The sequence below is a fragment of the Cupriavidus alkaliphilus genome (genome assembly GCF_014191175.1).
In the GTDB taxonomy this organism is placed as follows: domain Bacteria; phylum Pseudomonadota; class Gammaproteobacteria; order Burkholderiales; family Burkholderiaceae; genus Cupriavidus; species Cupriavidus alkaliphilus.
This window is the reverse complement of the sequence record NZ_JACHWE010000006.1, coordinates 23,695-39,017: the sequence shown is the minus strand read 5'-3', so window position 1 is coordinate 39,017 and position 15,323 is coordinate 23,695. Positions and strand designations below refer to the sequence as shown.

Below are 15,323 nucleotides of genomic sequence, written 5' to 3'. Positions count from 1 at the left end.
GGCCGGCGGGGTTACCGGCCCCGCACCGGCTCGGCCCGGCTGCGCGCCTAGTCGAACAAGATCACCGAGCGCGCCAGTTCGCCGCGGCGCAGTTCGTCGAAAGCGTCGTTGATGCGGTCCAGCGGCAGCCGCTGCGCGATCAGCTCGTCCAGGTGCAGGCGGCCGGCCATGTAAAAGTCCACCATGCGCGGCATGTCCACCGGGAAGCGGTTGGAGCCCATCAGCGAGCCCTGGATGCGCTTCTCGCCCAGGAAATCGCTGCCCTTCAGCTCGATCTTGACGCCCGGCGCGATCATGCCGATGACCGTGGCGGTGCCGCCGCGGCGCAGCATGGCAAAGGCCTGCTCGGTGGTCTCCTTCAGGCCGATGGCCTCGAAGGCATGGTGCACGCCACCGCCGGTAAGCGTGCGCACCGCGTCCAGCACATTGCCCTCGCTGGCGTCGATCACGTCGGTTGCGCCGAACTTGCGGGCCAGTTCCAGCTTGCCGGGCACGCGGTCGATGGCGACGATGCGGCCCGCGCCGGCAATGGCGGCGCTGTTGACCGTGGCAAGCCCGATGCCGCCGCAGCCGATCACGGCGACGGTCTCGCCCGGTTGCACCCTGGCGGTATGGATCACGGCGCCCATGCCGGTGGTGACCGCGCAGCCGATCAGCGCGGCGCGGTCCAGCGGCATGTCGCGCCGGATCGCCACCAGCGCGTGCTCGTGGATCAGCATCTGCTCGGCGAAGGCCGACAGGTTCAGGAACTGGTGCATGGCGTTGCCATGGGTTGCCCGCAACCGCGGCTCCTCGTCTTCGCGGCGGCGGGTATCGGGCTCGGTGCACAGCGACAGGTGGCCGGTCAGGCAATGCTCGCAATGGCCGCAGTAGGCCGACAGGCAGGTGATGACGTGGTCTCCCGGCTTGACCGTGCGGACTTCCGCGCCGACCTGCTCGACCACGCCCGCCGCTTCGTGGCCCGGAATGGTGGGGACGGGATGCGGGTAGGCGCCATCCACGAAGTGCAGGTCTGAATGGCACACGCCGACGGCGGCGGTGCGCACCAGCACTTCGCGCGGTCCGGGCTTGCCGATGGCCACCTCTTCGATCACCAGCGGCGTCCTGGGTTGATGCAGCACTGCAGCTTTCATGGGTTTCCTCCGGAGGGGAGCTAGGGTGCCGGGAAAAATACCCCCAAACAGAGGTTCAGGAAAGCCGCGGGCTGCCCGCCGGCCCCGCTTTAAAGCTCTTGCTTGATCGGGAGCACGCGCAGCACGCCGATCCCCAGATGCTGCAGCGGGCCCATGCCAGGCTCGCGGTCGTAGACCACCAGCTGGCCTTTCTCGCGCGTGGTCCAGGTCAGGCGCGGATTGCTGCCGTCGCCATCGGTCTGCAGCCCGACGCGGTAGGCCATGTCGAGCAGGCCGTCCTCGGTGGACCGGGTCATGCGCTCGGCCAGCGTCGGGCTGTCGAGCACCACGCCCATCTCGGTATTCAGCTTGGCCGAGCGCGGGTCCATGTTGAGCGAGCCGATAAAGACCAGGCGCCGGTCGACGATGTAGTTCTTGGCGTGCAGGCTGGCGCGGCTGGACGACAGCCAGGCGCGCGAGCGCGAGCCGCGCGCGGCCTTGCCGCGGTTGGCCAGCTCGGCATAGGCGCTCGGCTTGAGCTCGTACAGCTCCACGCCGGCTGCCACCAGCGCCTGGCGGTGCGGCGCGTAGCCCGCGTGCACCGGGCTGACGTCGGTGGCTGCGAATGAGTTGGTCAGGATGCGCACGCGGATGCCGCGCCGCGCCAGCGCGATCAGCCAGGCTTCGCCGTCGTCGTCGGGCACGAAGTAGGGCGAGATCAGCAGCACCTCTTTCTGCGCGCTGCTGATCATCTTCTCCAGCCGGGCGGTGGCGTGGCCCGGGTCGTCATGGGTCTGGTGGGTGATCTTGGCCGCCTTATCGGAGACCACCACGGCCTTGCCGTAGTAGCCGGGCATGTGGCCGCTTTCAATGCCCCGGGCCAGGCCCGAGTCCAGCAACTCTTGCACGTAGGGGCTGGCCACGGCCTGGTCGCCGCGCGCCTCCAGCCGCTTGCGCAGGCTGCGCATTTCCACCGGCGCCTCCTTGCCGGCGGGGATCAGCGCCACCACGGGATAGGAAGACGCGTCGTTCCAGTATTCGTCGAACACCGCGGACACCTGCGGCACCGCCGGCCCGGCCACCAGCACGTCGAGGTCGCTGAAGTCCATGTCGGTGCGCGCCGAAAAATACGCGTCGCCGACATTGCGCCCGCCCAGCAGCGTGATCTGGTTGTCCACCGTCATCGACTTGTTGTGCATGCGCCGGTCCAGGCGCTTAAAGCCCACGAGCAGTTCCAGCCAACGCACGCTGCGGTTGGCGAACGGGTTGAACAGGCGCACTTCGATATTGGGATGCGAATCGATCGCCGACAGGACCTTGTCGAGGCCGCCGGTATGCAGGTCGTCGAGCAGCATGCGCACGCGCACGCCACGGTCGGCCGCGTCCAGGATGTCGCCCAGCACGGCCGCGCCGGTGCCGGTGGGCTCGAAGATATAGGTCTGCAGGTCCAGGCTGCGCTGCGCCGCGCGCGCCATCGCCAGCCGCGCTGCCAGCGCGTCGGGCCCGGACTGCAGCGGGTAGAACAGCGACTCGCCCGGGCGCTTGGCCAGGCGCGGCGCCAGCACCTTGCCCAGCGGCGTGTCGCTGGTATTGGCCGGCGCGGTCGATGGCGTGCGCTCCGCCTGCGCCGGCAGGCTGGCGCAGCCGCCCAGCAGCGCGGTGCCGACCAGGCCGGCCAGCGCGATGGCGGCCAGCCGGACGGCGCGCCGGCACCAGCCTGCGCCGGCACACCCCGTGGTCATTGGCCTGCGGGCGTCGAACGGAACATCGCTGTGCGTCTGGAACATCCGTCAGTCTCCCTGCACCAGTAAATGAAGGAACGGGGATGGGCCGGTTCCTCACACCGGCCGGCGTGCAGCGCCTGCTACTTCGCAAGATATACCGCGCGCGCCGGCATCGGCAGCGGTGCCATTCCTGTCCGCGCCGGGAGTTTGTCCTACACCGCAAAAGGCCCCGGCCGGCGCGCCAGGGTCTGGCGGCGAGTGCGGCACTTCGCACCGGCACCGGGGCCCACGCGCGCGGGCAGCGACTTTCCCTGCACAGCGATTTCTCTTATGATGCCGCCCAATATACCGGCCGGTAGCACCGGGAGGAGGCCCTGCGGCAGGTGTCGCCGCCCGTGCGGCCGGCGCCCTGGCGCAGCTTGCGGCCGCCCGGGGATGCCGGCATAGTTGCGCGCCTTCGCGGCCGTTTGCCTTGCACCGCATGGCGCGCGCCCAGACCGGATCCCGATGTCGACCCAACCTTCCCAGACTCCCTCCGCCGGCGCATCCGCGCCCGCCTTGCGCCGCACCCTGCGCGCGCGCCATCTCACCATGATCGCCATCGGCGGCTCCATCGGCACGGGGCTGTTCGTGGCCTCCGGGGCCACCATCGCGCAAGCCGGGCCCGGCGGCGCGCTGGCCGCCTATATTTTGATCGGCGCGATGGTCTATTTCCTGATGACCAGCCTGGGCGAACTGGCGGCCTACATGCCGGTGTCGGGCTCGTTCGCCACCTATGGCGCGCGCTATGTCGACGAGGGCTTCGGCTTCGCGCTGGGTTGGAACTACTGGTACAACTGGGCGGTGACGATCGCGGTGGAACTGGCCGCGGCGCAGCTGGTGATGCAGTACTGGTTCCCCGACACGCCCGGCGTGCTGTGGAGCGCGCTGTTTCTCGGCCTGATGTTTGCGCTCAATGCGATCTCGGTGCGCGGCTTCGGCGAGGCGGAATACTGGTGCGCGCTGGTCAAGGTGGTGACCGTGGTCGCCTTTATCGGCATCGGCACGCTGATGATCTTCGGCATCCTGCGCGGCGACATGGCGGCCAGCCACGGCCTGGCCAACCTGACCACCGGCGACGCACCCTTCGTCGGCGGGCTGCCCGCGCTGATCGGCGTGGCCATGATTGCCGGCTTCTCGTTCCAGGGCACCGAGCTGATCGGCGTCGCCGCCGGCGAATCGGCCGATCCGGCGAAGAACATCCCGCGCGCGGTGCGCCAGGTGTTCTGGCGCATCCTGCTGTTCTACGTGCTGGCGATCCTGATCATCGGCATCCTGATTCCCTACACCGACCCCAGCCTGCTCAAGAGCGATGTGCAGACCGTGGGCGTGAGCCCGTTTACGCTGGTGTTCCGCCATGCGGGCCTGGCCTTTGCCGCCGGCGTGATGAACGCGGTGATCCTGACAGCGGTGCTGTCGGCGGGCAACTCCGGCATGTATGCGTCGACCCGCATGCTGTACAACCTGGCCACCGAGGGCCGCGCGCCGCGCGTGTTTGCCCGGCTGACGCGCAACGGCGTGCCGCTGGTGGCGCTGCTGGCCACCACCGCGGTCGGCGCGCTGTGCTTCCTGACCTCGCTGTTCGAAAGCAAGTCGGTGTACCTGTGGCTGCTGAACCTGTCAGGCATGACCGGCTTCATTGCCTGGCTCGGCATCGCCGTCAGCCATTACCGCTTCCGCAAGGGCTTTGTCGCCCAGGGGCACGACCTGGACCGCCTGCCCTATCGCTCGCCGTTCTTTCCCTACGGGCCGATCTTTGCCTTCGGGCTGTGCCTGGTAGTGACGCTGGGCCAGAACTACCAGGCCTTTACCAGCGGCAAGATCGACTGGGTCAGCGTGGCCGCCACCTACATCGGCATTCCGATCTTCCTGCTGATCTGGCTGGGCTACCGCATCGCGCGCAAGACGCGCTTCGTGCCCTATGCCGAGATGGAATTCCCCGCGCTGCCGGCCCGCGATGCCGCCGTAACGCGCACCGCCGTGCCGGTGGCCGGTGAATAGGCGCCGTTCCCGGGCGCCTGGCAATCCGCAGTAACAAGCAAAAAAGCACAACAACAAGGAGCATCGCTTTGAAGAAAGCAATCCGCATCAGCCTGCTGGCGCTTGGCGCCGGCATGGCCCTGGGCCTGCCCGCGCACGCCGCGCCCACCCTGGTGGAATCGGTGCAGGGCTATACCCTGCAGCAGGATAAGGTCACCCGCTTCACCGGGCTGGTATTCGACCAGGGCAAGGTGCTGGCCACCGGCGACGCCGCCGCCCTGCGCGCGCAGTATCCGGGCGCGCAGCGCATCGACGGCCAGGGCAAGACCCTGCTGCCGGGCCTGATCGATGCCCACGGCCACGTGTTCCGCCTGGGCTTCAAGACCACCGAGATCTCGCTGTCGGGCACGCGCACGCTGGCCGAGGCGCAGGGCATGATCCGCGCCTATGGCGACAAGAACCCGCAGCGCAAATGGCTGCTGGGCTATGGCTGGAACCAGGTGAACTGGAAGCTGGGCCGCTTCCCGACCGCGGCGGAGCTCGACGCCGCGGTGTCGGACCGCCCGGTGCGGCTGGTGCGCGTCGACGGCCACGCCGCGTGGCTGAACACCAAGGCGCTGCAGGCCGCCGGCATCACGCGCGACACCAGGGACCCGGCCGGCGGGCGCATCGAGCGCGATGCCAGCGGCAACCCCACCGGCGTGCTGGTCGACAAGGCCATGGCGCTGGTCAACAACGTGATCCCGCCGTACAGCGACGACGACCGCCGCGCCGCGCTGGCCGCAGCGCTGGCGCACATGAACGCGCTCGGCCTGACCGCCGCGGGCGACGCAGGCGTGACCGTCGCCGAAGACCGCATCTACCGCGAGTTCGCCGACCAGGGCAAGCTGACCACCCGCATCTACGGCATGATCCGTGACACCGGCGACGACTTCAAGGCGCTGTCGGCCAAGGGGCCGCTGTCGGGCTACGGCAATGACCGCTACTACCTGCGCGCGGTCAAGCTGTACGGCGACGGCGCGCTCGGCAGCCGCGGTGCGGCGCTGATGGCACCGTACTCGGACGACCACGTGCACAGCGGCCTGCTGTTCATGAGCGATGCCGCCATGCAGACCGCGGTCAAGACCGCGATCAAGGCCGGCTACCAGGTCAACATCCACGCCATCGGCGACGCCACCAACCACCAGGTGCTGGACGCCATGGAAGCGGCGTACAAGGATGTGGGCGGGCGCGAGCTGCGCAACCGCGTCGAGCACGCACAGGTGATCGCGCTGCCGGACATCCCGCGCTTCAAGTCCCTGGACCTGATCGCGTCGATGCAGCCCACGCACGCGACCAGCGACATGAACATGGCAGAAGACCGCGTCGGCAAGGACCGCATCAAGGGCGCCTACGCCTGGCAGACGCTGCTGCGCCAGGGCACCGTGATCGCGGGCGGTTCGGACTTCCCGGTGGAATCGGCCAACCCGTTCTACGGCCTGCACGCGGCGGTCACCCGCACCGACCATGAAGGCCGCCCGATCAAGGGCTGGCATGCGCAAGAAGCCATGACCCTGCCGCAGGCCTTCCGCGCCTTCACGCTGGACGCGGCCTACGCCGAGCACCAGGAGAAGACGCTGGGCTCGCTCGAGCCGGGCAAGTGGGCGGACTTTATCCTGGTCGACCAGGACCTGTTCAAGGTCAAGCCTGCCGATATCTGGAAGACGCAGGTGCTGGAGACGTGGGTGGCCGGAGAACGTGTTTACGTGAAAGACGGCAAGCGGTAAGCAAGCGGTAGCTGGCCGCCGAGTTCGGGGGTGATGCAGGTGCGCACGAATTGATGCGGTTGACTTCGTCGCAGCGCCGGCCCTCGCCCCCGCCCCTCTCCCGCAAGCGGGAGAGGGGAGAAAACAGGCGGGAGGAAAAAGTCCTTTGGCCTCGCCAGCAACAGCGCGTGCGAGCGCAGCGAGGCACTCCGTGCCAGGGCAGCTGACCTGAGATTGGGAGCGCGCGCAGCGCAGCCGTAGGCGTCCCACCAATAACGCGCTTAGCAGGCGGCCACCGACCTAAAGTCGGGTTCGTCCATCCGACCCCGAACGCCAGGCACATCCAGGTAGCGTCAGCAGGGTCGAACCACCAGCCGCCTGACCGCAAGTCACCACCGCCGGGACCACCAACGCCGCCTTAGCAGCCGCTCAGGCGACGCGCTTTTTGGTTACTTTTTTGGCGCTCGGCCAAAAAATGACTCGCCGGCTGCGCCGGCGAAACAGCCACGCCCGCCAAGCACGACAAACAATCCACCCGCAGAACCCAAGGCCCAACCAACACCCCTCGACAAAGATTCAACGAGGCATCCCAAGGAAGGCTTTTTCTTCGGGTCGCACCTCAAATCCACTGGTCGTTTTCAACGGTACGCTCGCCCGCCGGACCGTCGCCCGTGTTCACCACGCCGCGCGGCTCGATCAGCAGCAGCTTCACTTCCGCGTCAGCACGGGGCTTGTGCTCGACGCCCTTCGGCACCACCGCCATCTGCCCCGCCCCGAGCACGATCGAGCCGTCGCCCGCAGGCCCCTGCCGGAAATCGATGCGCAACTCGCCTTCCAGCACGATGAAGGTTTCGTCGGTGTCGGCATGCCGGTGCCACTCGAACTCGCCATCCACCTTCACCACCTTGAACTGGTAGTCGTTCATTTCCGCGACGACGCGCGGTTGCCAGTGCCCGTCGATCTGCGCGATCTTGCCGACCAGGTCAATGCTCTGGCACTGGCCGCGGCCGGCCGGTGCGCGGGAATGGCTAGCGGATTGGGACATCGTTCTCTCCGTTCACAAGTTGACGGGTTGAGGATACGCATGCGCCTTGCGGTCGTATTGAACGATCGTGGGAGATTCTCAGCCGCCCCGGATGTTTCCCGCCACTTGCAGCCAGCGCCCCGGCGTCAGCCCGAAGGTCTTGGCGAAGTGCCGTGTCATGTGGCTCTGGTCGGCAAAACCCGCTGCCGCGGCCGCGTCCGCCAGCGACCTGCCCGCGAGCAGCAGGTGGCGCACCGCGTCGAGGCGGCGCATGGTCAGATAGCGATACGGGCTGGTGCCGTAGAAGGTGCGGAAGTCGTGCGACAGGCTCCAGCGGTCGCGCCCCGTCGCCACCTCGAGCTCGTCGAGCGTGACCACGCGCGTACAGTTGGCATGCAGATACTCGCGTGCACGGTACGCGGCCAGATAGTCGCCCCGGGAGCGCCGCGCGGGTGTGCCGGCGACGGCGGCCAGCGCATGCGCGAGGTCGGCCAGTGCATCGCTCTGCTCGAGCGGCTCGAGCGTGCAGCCGACATGCTGCAGCAGCGCCTCGGTGGCCGCCGCGAGGCGTGGGTCGGTCGTGACGCCGCCTTCGAGGAACGGCAGCGCTCGCCCGCCCAGCACGTTCTGGAACAGCACCGGCTCGACATAGATCATCCGGTAGCGGAAGCCTTCTTCGGTGCCTGCCTGACCATCGTGCGGCTCGTCGGGATGCAGCACGATGGTGTTGCCAGGCAGGCTGTCTCGCTGGCTGCGCCGATAACTGAAACGCTGCACGCCAGCAAGCGTGCGGCCGATCGCGTAGGTGTCGTGGCGGTGCATCGCGTACGCCTTGCCGTGAAACCACGCTTCGATACGGTCGACGCCGTCCATCGGCCTGGCGTGCCGCATCCAGTCGCGGCTTGGAAGGAGTGATGGTCGGTTCATGAAGTGTGACCCGGATAACCTGAAGCCTCGCGTTACGAAACGGAAGTCCGTGCTGCACGCTGCCCATGCAGCAAGAATCGTCGCACGGGACATCCAACGCACCTCACGCGCCGCGCTGGTCTCGCAATCCGCGGGTTGCGCACGACAGGCAACACCACGGCACGGCGGACAACTTGCGCTGTCAGCGCAAGCTGCTATGTTGGCTTGGAGAGTCCACGGCGCGCTACCGTCTGGATCGAGGAGGAGTGCGCCGTGATGATATGCCGGTGCGGCTTCTTTCGTACGCCCTTGCCTCGCCCCCCGCCACCGCGGCGACACAGAACCCGGCAGAACCATCTTGGCAGACTACCACGCGCTTGCCCTCACCCTGATCGCCGTCTCCGGTGCCGCGCTGGCGCAGGCCCCGGCTGATGTGCCTGCCTACAAGTCCCTGCGCTATGAGGAGGACTATCGCTTTCTGCAACATGCCACCACGGCTTCCACGCGCAGGGACTTCTGGGATCCGATCAAGTACATCCCGCTTGGCGCGCCGCACACCTACCTGACCCTTGGAGGCGAGATCCGCGAACGCTTCGAGCACTATTCCGCGCCGAACTTCGGCACGCCGGGCCGCGAGGCCGATGGCTACCTGCTGCATCGCATCCTGGTGCACGCTGACCTGCATGCGGGCGAGCGCCTGCGCGCCTTTGTCCAATTCGGCAATCAGCTCGCCGCTGGCAAGGATGTGGCCGTCCCTCCGTATGAAGACCGGCTGGACCTGCAGCAAGCGTTTTTTGATGCGCGCCTGCCGGTGTCGGACACTGCGGCAGCAGACCCCGTCCTGCGCGTGGGCCGGCAGGAAATGGCGTTCGGCGCCCAGCGCCTGGTCTCCGTGCGCGACGCCCCGAACGTGCGCCGCGCCTTCGACGGCGTACGCCTCGGCGGCCAGGCCAGCGACGTTCGCATCGACGCCTTCGCCACCCGGCCCGTACTGCTCAAGGCAGGCAACTTCGACGACCACCCCAATCACGCGCAGGGTTTCTGGGGCGTGTACACGACAAGGCCGCACAGCTTCGTGCCGGCCTCCGGCATTGACGTCTACTACCTGGGCTTCGAGAACAGCCGCGCACTGTACAGCATTGGCGCCGGCGTGGAGCGCCGCCATTCCGTGGGCGGGCGCATCTTCGGCAGCCGCGGCCGGTGGGACTGGGACTGGGAGGCGCTGGTGCAGTTCGGCAGCTTCGGCCGGCAAGACCTGCGCGCCTGGGGCTTCTCGACGGATACGGGCTACGCCTTCTCAGTGGGCGGATGGAACGCGCGCGCCGGTGTCAAGGCCACCGCCGGCAGCGGCGACAGGAGCGCCACAGACGGCAAGCTCGGCACCTACGGCGGGCTCTTTCCCAAGCTGGCCTACTTCAACCAGGCCGGACTGCTTGGCACCTCCAATGTGCTGGACCTGCAGCCGTCGCTGACGCTCAAGCCCACGGCGGCGTTACGGTTGACCGTGTCGTGGGACTTTATCTGGCGCCAGACCACCGGCGACGCGGTCTATACCGCGAGCGCCGTTCCCATCGCCGGCACGGCTGGCCGCCCTGGCCGCTATACCGGCAGTCAACTGGCCTTCGACGTGTTCTGGCAGGTCGACCGCCATGTCACCGTCAATGCCGGGCTGGTGCATGTCGAGGTGGCGCCGGTGCTGCGCACGGCGGGCGGGCGCAATACGAACTTCACTTATCTGTCGGCGGCCTATACCTTCTGAGCCCAGTCCCGCCTGCGTACCGCACTCAGTCGGCGCGGATCCCCGCTGCTGCCGCCACTTTGATCCAGCGCGGGACTTCTTCCGCCACTCGCCTGGCCAGTGCGTCAGGTGAACCTGCCACGACGGCGAAGCCCATTTCCACCAGTCGCCGCCGGATCGGCGCTTCGGCGAGCATGCTTGCCACGTCGCGGTGCAGGCGATCGATCGCGGCCGCGGGCGTGCCCGCTGGCGCGTACAGGGCTTGCATGGTTTCGGATCGATACCCGGCAAACCCGGATTCCGCTATCGTCGGCACGCCGGGCAGCGCGTGCCAGCGCGAGGTACCGCCCACGGCAAGCGCGCGCAGCTTGCCCCCGGCCAGCAAGGGCAAGGCCGGGGGCAGTGCACTCAGGGCACAGTCGACCTGCCCGCCCAGCACGGCCTGGATGGCCGGCGCGGCGCCGTTGTAGGGCACGTGCAACAAGGTCGCGCCGGCCTTTTGCCAGAGCAGTTCGGCGCCCAGGTGCACGCTGTTGCCATTCCCGGGCGTTGCATAGCTGGCCGCACCGGCACTCGCCTTCGCCCTGGCAATCAGGTCGCCGAGGCTTGAGAAAGGGCTGTCGGACCGTACCAGGATCACGTCCGGCGCACTCACCAGTTCACTGATCGCAGCGAACTGCCGCACCGGATCGTATGGCGGCTTGTCGGGGTGCAACGCAGGATTGGTCAGGAAGGCCGTGGAGGCCAGCAGCAGCGTGCGGCCGTCGGGCGCCGCCCGCGCAACGCTGGCGGTGCCGATATTGCCGCCGGCGCCGGAACGATTCTCGACGATCACGGGCTGGCCAAGCCGTCCGGCCAGGCCCTCCGCGAGCAGCCGCGCGACCAGGTCGGCAGTGCCGCCCGCGGCGAACGGCACGATCAACTTGACCGTGCCACCTGGTGTCCAGCGCTGCACCGCCTGCGCGGATGCGGCTCCCTGGCAAATGGACAGCACGCTGCCGAACCCGGCCAGCATTGCCGCACGCAGCAAGCGGCGGCGTGCCGGCGAAGGCTGTGAGTCCAACGCGTGGGGACCGCTCGATTGCGTTGCGGGTTGGGACATTCATCGTCTCCCTACAGAGCCGGGGCAGCGAGCCGGGAGAGCGACCCTAGTGCTCGAATTCCGACTGCGCTTTTCCGTTGACATCCGCTGCACCGGCCGCAGGGATTCGCCGGAAACGCAGCGTTCTGAACCCACTACCTTATGTGGGGCCGTTCACCCGATCCAATCACATTTTGTTCCGGCCGCCATCAGCATTTGGTATGGCCTTCATCGCCATACCGGGCGGTACGCCCTCGCCTGCAGCACAGCCGAAAAGGTTGCGGATTGCTCGCCAACCTCCTAGATTCATCTCACCCGCGCGAACACGCCATGCGCCCAGTGCCGGGTCCCGCCAGCGGTAGTCATCCCTTTATCCGATGTCCACGCATCCTTCGTCCAAAGGAGATCCACCATGAGCAGCCCCGCCAACTTCAACGGCAAGCGTCCGGCCATCGATCCCGACGATACGGCCATGCTGCTGATCGACCACCAGAGCGGCCTGTTCCAGACCGTGGGCGACATGCCCATGCCGGAGCTGCGCCTGCGCGCCGCCGCGCTGGCCAAGATGGCCACGCTGTCCAAGCTCCCGGTCATCACCACGGCGTCGGTGCCGCAAGGCCCGAACGGTCCGCTGATCCCGGAAATCCACGAGAATGCGCCGCACGCCAAGTATGTGGCCCGCAAGGGAGAGATCAACGCGTGGGACAACCCCGACTTCGTCGCCGCGGTGGAAGCCACGGGCAAGAAGAGCCTGATCATCGCCGGCACCATCACCAGCGTGTGCATGGCTTTCCCCTCGATCAGCGCGGTTGCTGACGGCTACCGGGTTTTTGCCGTGGTCGATGCCTCCGGCACCTATTCAAAGATGGCGCAGGAAATCACGCTGGCGCGCGTGGTCCAGGCCGGCGTGGTGCCGATGGATACGGCGGCCGTCGCCTCGGAGCTGCAGCGCACGTGGCATCGGGATGATGCCCAGCAATGGGCCGAGATCTACACCAAGATCTTCCCGGCCTACCAGTTGCTGATCGAAAGCTACATGAAGGCACAGGCGGTGCAGAAGGACGGCGAAGTCCTGGATTCGGCACGCTGAATGCAGCAGGGACGGCGCGGCAGGTCGGCCGCGCCATCCGCTCACTGCATCGACGGCGCCGGCTTGCCGGCGTCGATGCCGTAGCGCGCCAGTGCCTGCGCAACCAGCGCGGCGGGCACCGTACCCTGTGCCGCGAGCGCCCGCAACGCCGCCACGCACACATAGGCGCGGTCCACCTCGAAGAAGCGGCGCAGCGACGGCCGGTTGTCGCTGCGGCCGTAGCCATCGGTGCCGAGCACGGTGTACGGAGCGCGCACATAGGGGGCGATCAGCTGCGGATAGGCGCGCACGTAGTCGGTGGCAGCCACCACCGGCGCGTTGCCGGCCAGCAGCCGTTCGACATGGCTGGGCGCCACGTCGGCTTCTGGCCGGTGCAGGCGCTGCCGCGCCACCTCGCGCGCCTCGCGCTCCAGTTCCGCAAAGCTGGTCACGCTAAAGACTTCGCTGTCGACCTGCCAGTCCTCGGCCAGCATCCGCGCCGCCGCTTCGACCTCGCGCAGGATCGCGCCGCTGCCCAGCAAGCGCACCTTGCCACGCCCGCCTCCTGCGGATTGCTTAAGCCGGTACATGCCGCGCACGATGTCGCCCTCTACGCCGGCCGGCATCGACGGCTGCGCGTAGTTCTCGTTCATCACGGTGAGGTAGTAGAAGACGTCTTCCTGCCGCTCCATCATCGCGCGCATGCCCGCATCGACGATCGCGGCCAGCTCGTAAGCGTAGGCGGGATCATATGCACGGCAGTTGGGAATGGTCGCGGCGATGACGTGGCTGGTGCCGTCCTGGTGCTGCAGGCCTTCGCCAGACAGCGTGGTGCGCCCCGCCGTGGCGCCCACCAGGAAGCCGCGCGCACGCTGGTCGCCAGCCGCCCACACCAGATCGCCGACGCGCTGGAAGCCGAACATCGAGTAATAGATGTAGAGCGGCAGCATGGCGGTGCCGTGGGTGCTGTACGCGGTGCCCGCGGCAATCCACGACGACATCGCGCCGGCTTCCGTGATGCCCTCTTCCAGGATCTGGCCGCTGACGTCTTCGCGGTAGTACAGCATCGAGCCGGCGTCCTCGGGCTCGTACAGTTGCCCTTGCGACGAGTAGATGCCGACCTGGCGGAACAGGCTGGCCATGCCAAACGTGCGCGCCTCGTCGGCAACGATGGGCACCACGCGCGGGCCGAGCGTCTTGTCCTTGAGCAGCGCGGTCAGCATGCGCACCATGGCCATGGTGGTCGACATCTCCTTCTGCGCGGCGTCGACGGCGAACTGGCCGTACTGCGCCAGCGGCGGAACCGGCACCGCATCCGCGCGGCAGCGCCGCGCCGGCAGGTAGCCGCCGAGGGCCGCGCGGCGCTCCCGCAGATACCGGAGCTCCGCGCTGTCTTCGGCCGGGCGGTAGAAGCGCATCGCTTCGAGGTCGGCATCGGAGAGGTCCAGGCCGAAGCGGCCGCGGAACGCCTTGAGTGCGTCGAGGTCGAGCTTCTTCTGCTGGTGCGTGGTGTTCTGCGCCTGGCCGGCATCACCCATGCCATAGCCCTTGACCGTCTTGGCCAGGATCACGGTGGGCCGGCCCTTGTGATCGCGCGCCGCGGCAAAGGCGGCATGCAGCTTGCGCAGGTCATGGCCGCCGCGGTTGAGCGCGGCCACTTCCTCCGGCGTCATGTGGGCCACCAGCGCCTTCAGCTCCTCGTTCTGGCCGAAGAAATGGCTGCGCCCATAGTGGCCGTCCTTGGCCTTGTAGGTCTGGAACTGCCCGTCCATGGTGGCTGCGAAGGCGCGCAGCAGCGCACCGCTGTGGTCGCGCGCGAAAATCGGATCCCAGGCGCTGCCCCACAGCACCTTGATCACATTCCAGCCAGCGCCGCGGAACAGCGCCTCCAGCTCCTGCACGATCTGGCCGTTGCCGCGCACCGGCCCGTCCAGGCGCTGGAGGTTGCAGTTGATGACGAAGGTGAGGTTGTCGAGCTGCTCGCGCGCGGCCAGCGGGATCGCGGCGATCGATTCAGGCTCGTCCATTTCGCCGTCGCCGAACACGCCCCAGACATGGCGGCCCGCGGTGGCCTGCAGCCCGCGATGCTCCAGGTAGCGCATAAAGCGCGCCTGGTACACCGCCTGGATCGGCCCCAGCCCCATCGAACCGGTCGGGAACTGCCAGAAGTCAGGCATCAGCCACGGATGCGGATACGAGCACAGTCCCTGCCCATCGGACTCGCGACGGAAATTGTCCAGCTGCGCCTCGGAAAGGCGGCCTTCGAGAAAGGCCCGCGCGTAGACCCCGGGGGCCGAGTGCGGCTGGAAATAGACCAGGTCGCCGCCGTTGCCGGCGTCAGCGCCGCGGAAGAAGTGATTGAACCCCAGCTCGAAGATATCCGCGGCCGAGGCGTAGCTGGAAATGTGCCCGCCCAGTTCGCCATAGGCCTTGTTGGCGCGCACCACCATGGCCAGCGCATTCCAGCGCACGATCGCCGTGATGCGCTCTTCCATCGCGGCATCGCCGGGATAGGGCAGCTGCCGCTCGAGCGGGATGGTATTCACGTAGGGCGTGTTGCTCTGCGCAACGGTCGGCACGCCGAGCGCTGGCGCGGCATCGAGCAGCCGGCCCAGCAGGTAGCGCGCGCGTTCGTGCCCGCATTGCTCCACCACCGCTTTCAGTGCCTCCAGCCACTCCTGCGTTTCCTGCGGGTCGTCGTCACGCTCGCGCGCGGCCAGCGCAAGCAGCCTGGAATGGGGGGAGGCAAGGTTTGTCATGGGAAGTCTCCATAGGCTTTTTTTTATTCTATGGAGGGGCCTGCGGCACGAGGTGCTGACTTTCCGCGCGGCGCCCGCGGTTTGCGGCATATCACGCTGCGACAGGCGCCATTGGCCCGCAACGATGCTGCGCAATGCGCGCATTG

10 protein-coding genes are annotated in these 15,323 nt (G+C 67.9%); 4 read left to right on the top strand and 6 right to left on the bottom strand.

What is annotated here, in order from left to right; genetic code table 11:
- Positions 1-47 precede the first annotated feature (47 nt).
- Positions 48-1,133, bottom strand: coding sequence for a Zn-dependent alcohol dehydrogenase (locus FHX60_RS20300; RefSeq protein WP_183284411.1), 1,086 nt, complete (start codon positions 1,131-1,133; stop codon positions 48-50).
- A gap of 89 nt (positions 1,134-1,222) precedes the next feature.
- Positions 1,223-2,899, bottom strand: a complete 1,677-nt coding sequence (locus FHX60_RS20295; protein WP_183284410.1) for a phospholipase D family protein — start codon at positions 2,897-2,899, stop codon at positions 1,223-1,225.
- Positions 2,900-3,343: 444 nt separating this feature from the next.
- Between FHX60_RS20295 and FHX60_RS20290 the strand changes: the two genes are divergently transcribed.
- Positions 3,344-4,876 carry an amino acid permease gene (locus FHX60_RS20290; RefSeq protein WP_112775740.1) on the top strand — a complete coding sequence of 511 codons (1,533 nt, stop codon included), beginning with the start codon at positions 3,344-3,346 and terminating at the stop codon, positions 4,874-4,876.
- A 68-nt stretch (positions 4,877-4,944) separates the two neighbouring features.
- A complete protein-coding gene (locus FHX60_RS20285; RefSeq protein WP_112775739.1) occupies positions 4,945-6,621 on the top strand; it encodes an amidohydrolase in 1,677 nt (558 codons plus the stop codon).
- Positions 6,622-7,219: 598 nt separating this feature from the next.
- On the opposite strand, the gene FHX60_RS20280 is transcribed toward FHX60_RS20285, so the two are convergent.
- Together FHX60_RS20280 and FHX60_RS20275 are read right to left on the bottom strand one after the other, a co-directional pair.
- Positions 7,220-7,645, bottom strand: coding sequence for a cupin domain-containing protein (locus FHX60_RS20280; RefSeq protein ID WP_183284409.1), 426 nt, complete (start codon positions 7,643-7,645; stop codon positions 7,220-7,222).
- 78 nt (positions 7,646-7,723) lie between these two features.
- Positions 7,724-8,551, bottom strand: coding sequence for an AraC family transcriptional regulator (locus FHX60_RS20275; protein WP_183284408.1), 828 nt, complete (start codon positions 8,549-8,551; stop codon positions 7,724-7,726).
- A gap of 337 nt (positions 8,552-8,888) precedes the next feature.
- Here FHX60_RS20275 and FHX60_RS20270 point away from each other — a divergent pair, with 337 nt between their 5' ends.
- Positions 8,889-10,289 (top strand): alginate export family protein, encoded by a 1,401-nt coding sequence (locus tag FHX60_RS20270; RefSeq protein WP_183284407.1) that lies wholly within the window; start codon positions 8,889-8,891, stop codon positions 10,287-10,289.
- A 25-nt stretch (positions 10,290-10,314) separates the two neighbouring features.
- Here FHX60_RS20270 and FHX60_RS20265 read toward each other — a convergent pair whose 3' ends face one another.
- Positions 10,315-11,283, bottom strand: a complete 969-nt coding sequence (locus FHX60_RS20265) for a tripartite tricarboxylate transporter substrate-binding protein (protein ID WP_183284406.1) — start codon at positions 11,281-11,283, stop codon at positions 10,315-10,317.
- Between the two features lie 478 nt (positions 11,284-11,761).
- On the opposite strand from FHX60_RS20265, the gene FHX60_RS20260 reads away from it, so the two are divergent.
- Entirely contained in the window at positions 11,762-12,439 is a 678-nt protein-coding gene (locus FHX60_RS20260; protein WP_062803856.1) for a hydrolase, read from the top strand.
- Positions 12,440-12,480: 41 nt separating this feature from the next.
- Here FHX60_RS20260 and mdeB read toward each other — a convergent pair whose 3' ends face one another.
- The gene (gene mdeB, locus FHX60_RS20255; protein ID WP_183284405.1) at positions 12,481-15,177 is read right to left on the bottom strand and encodes an alpha-ketoglutarate dehydrogenase; all 2,697 of its coding nucleotides are present in this window, start codon (positions 15,175-15,177) and stop codon (positions 12,481-12,483) included.
- Positions 15,178-15,323 lie beyond the last annotated feature (146 nt).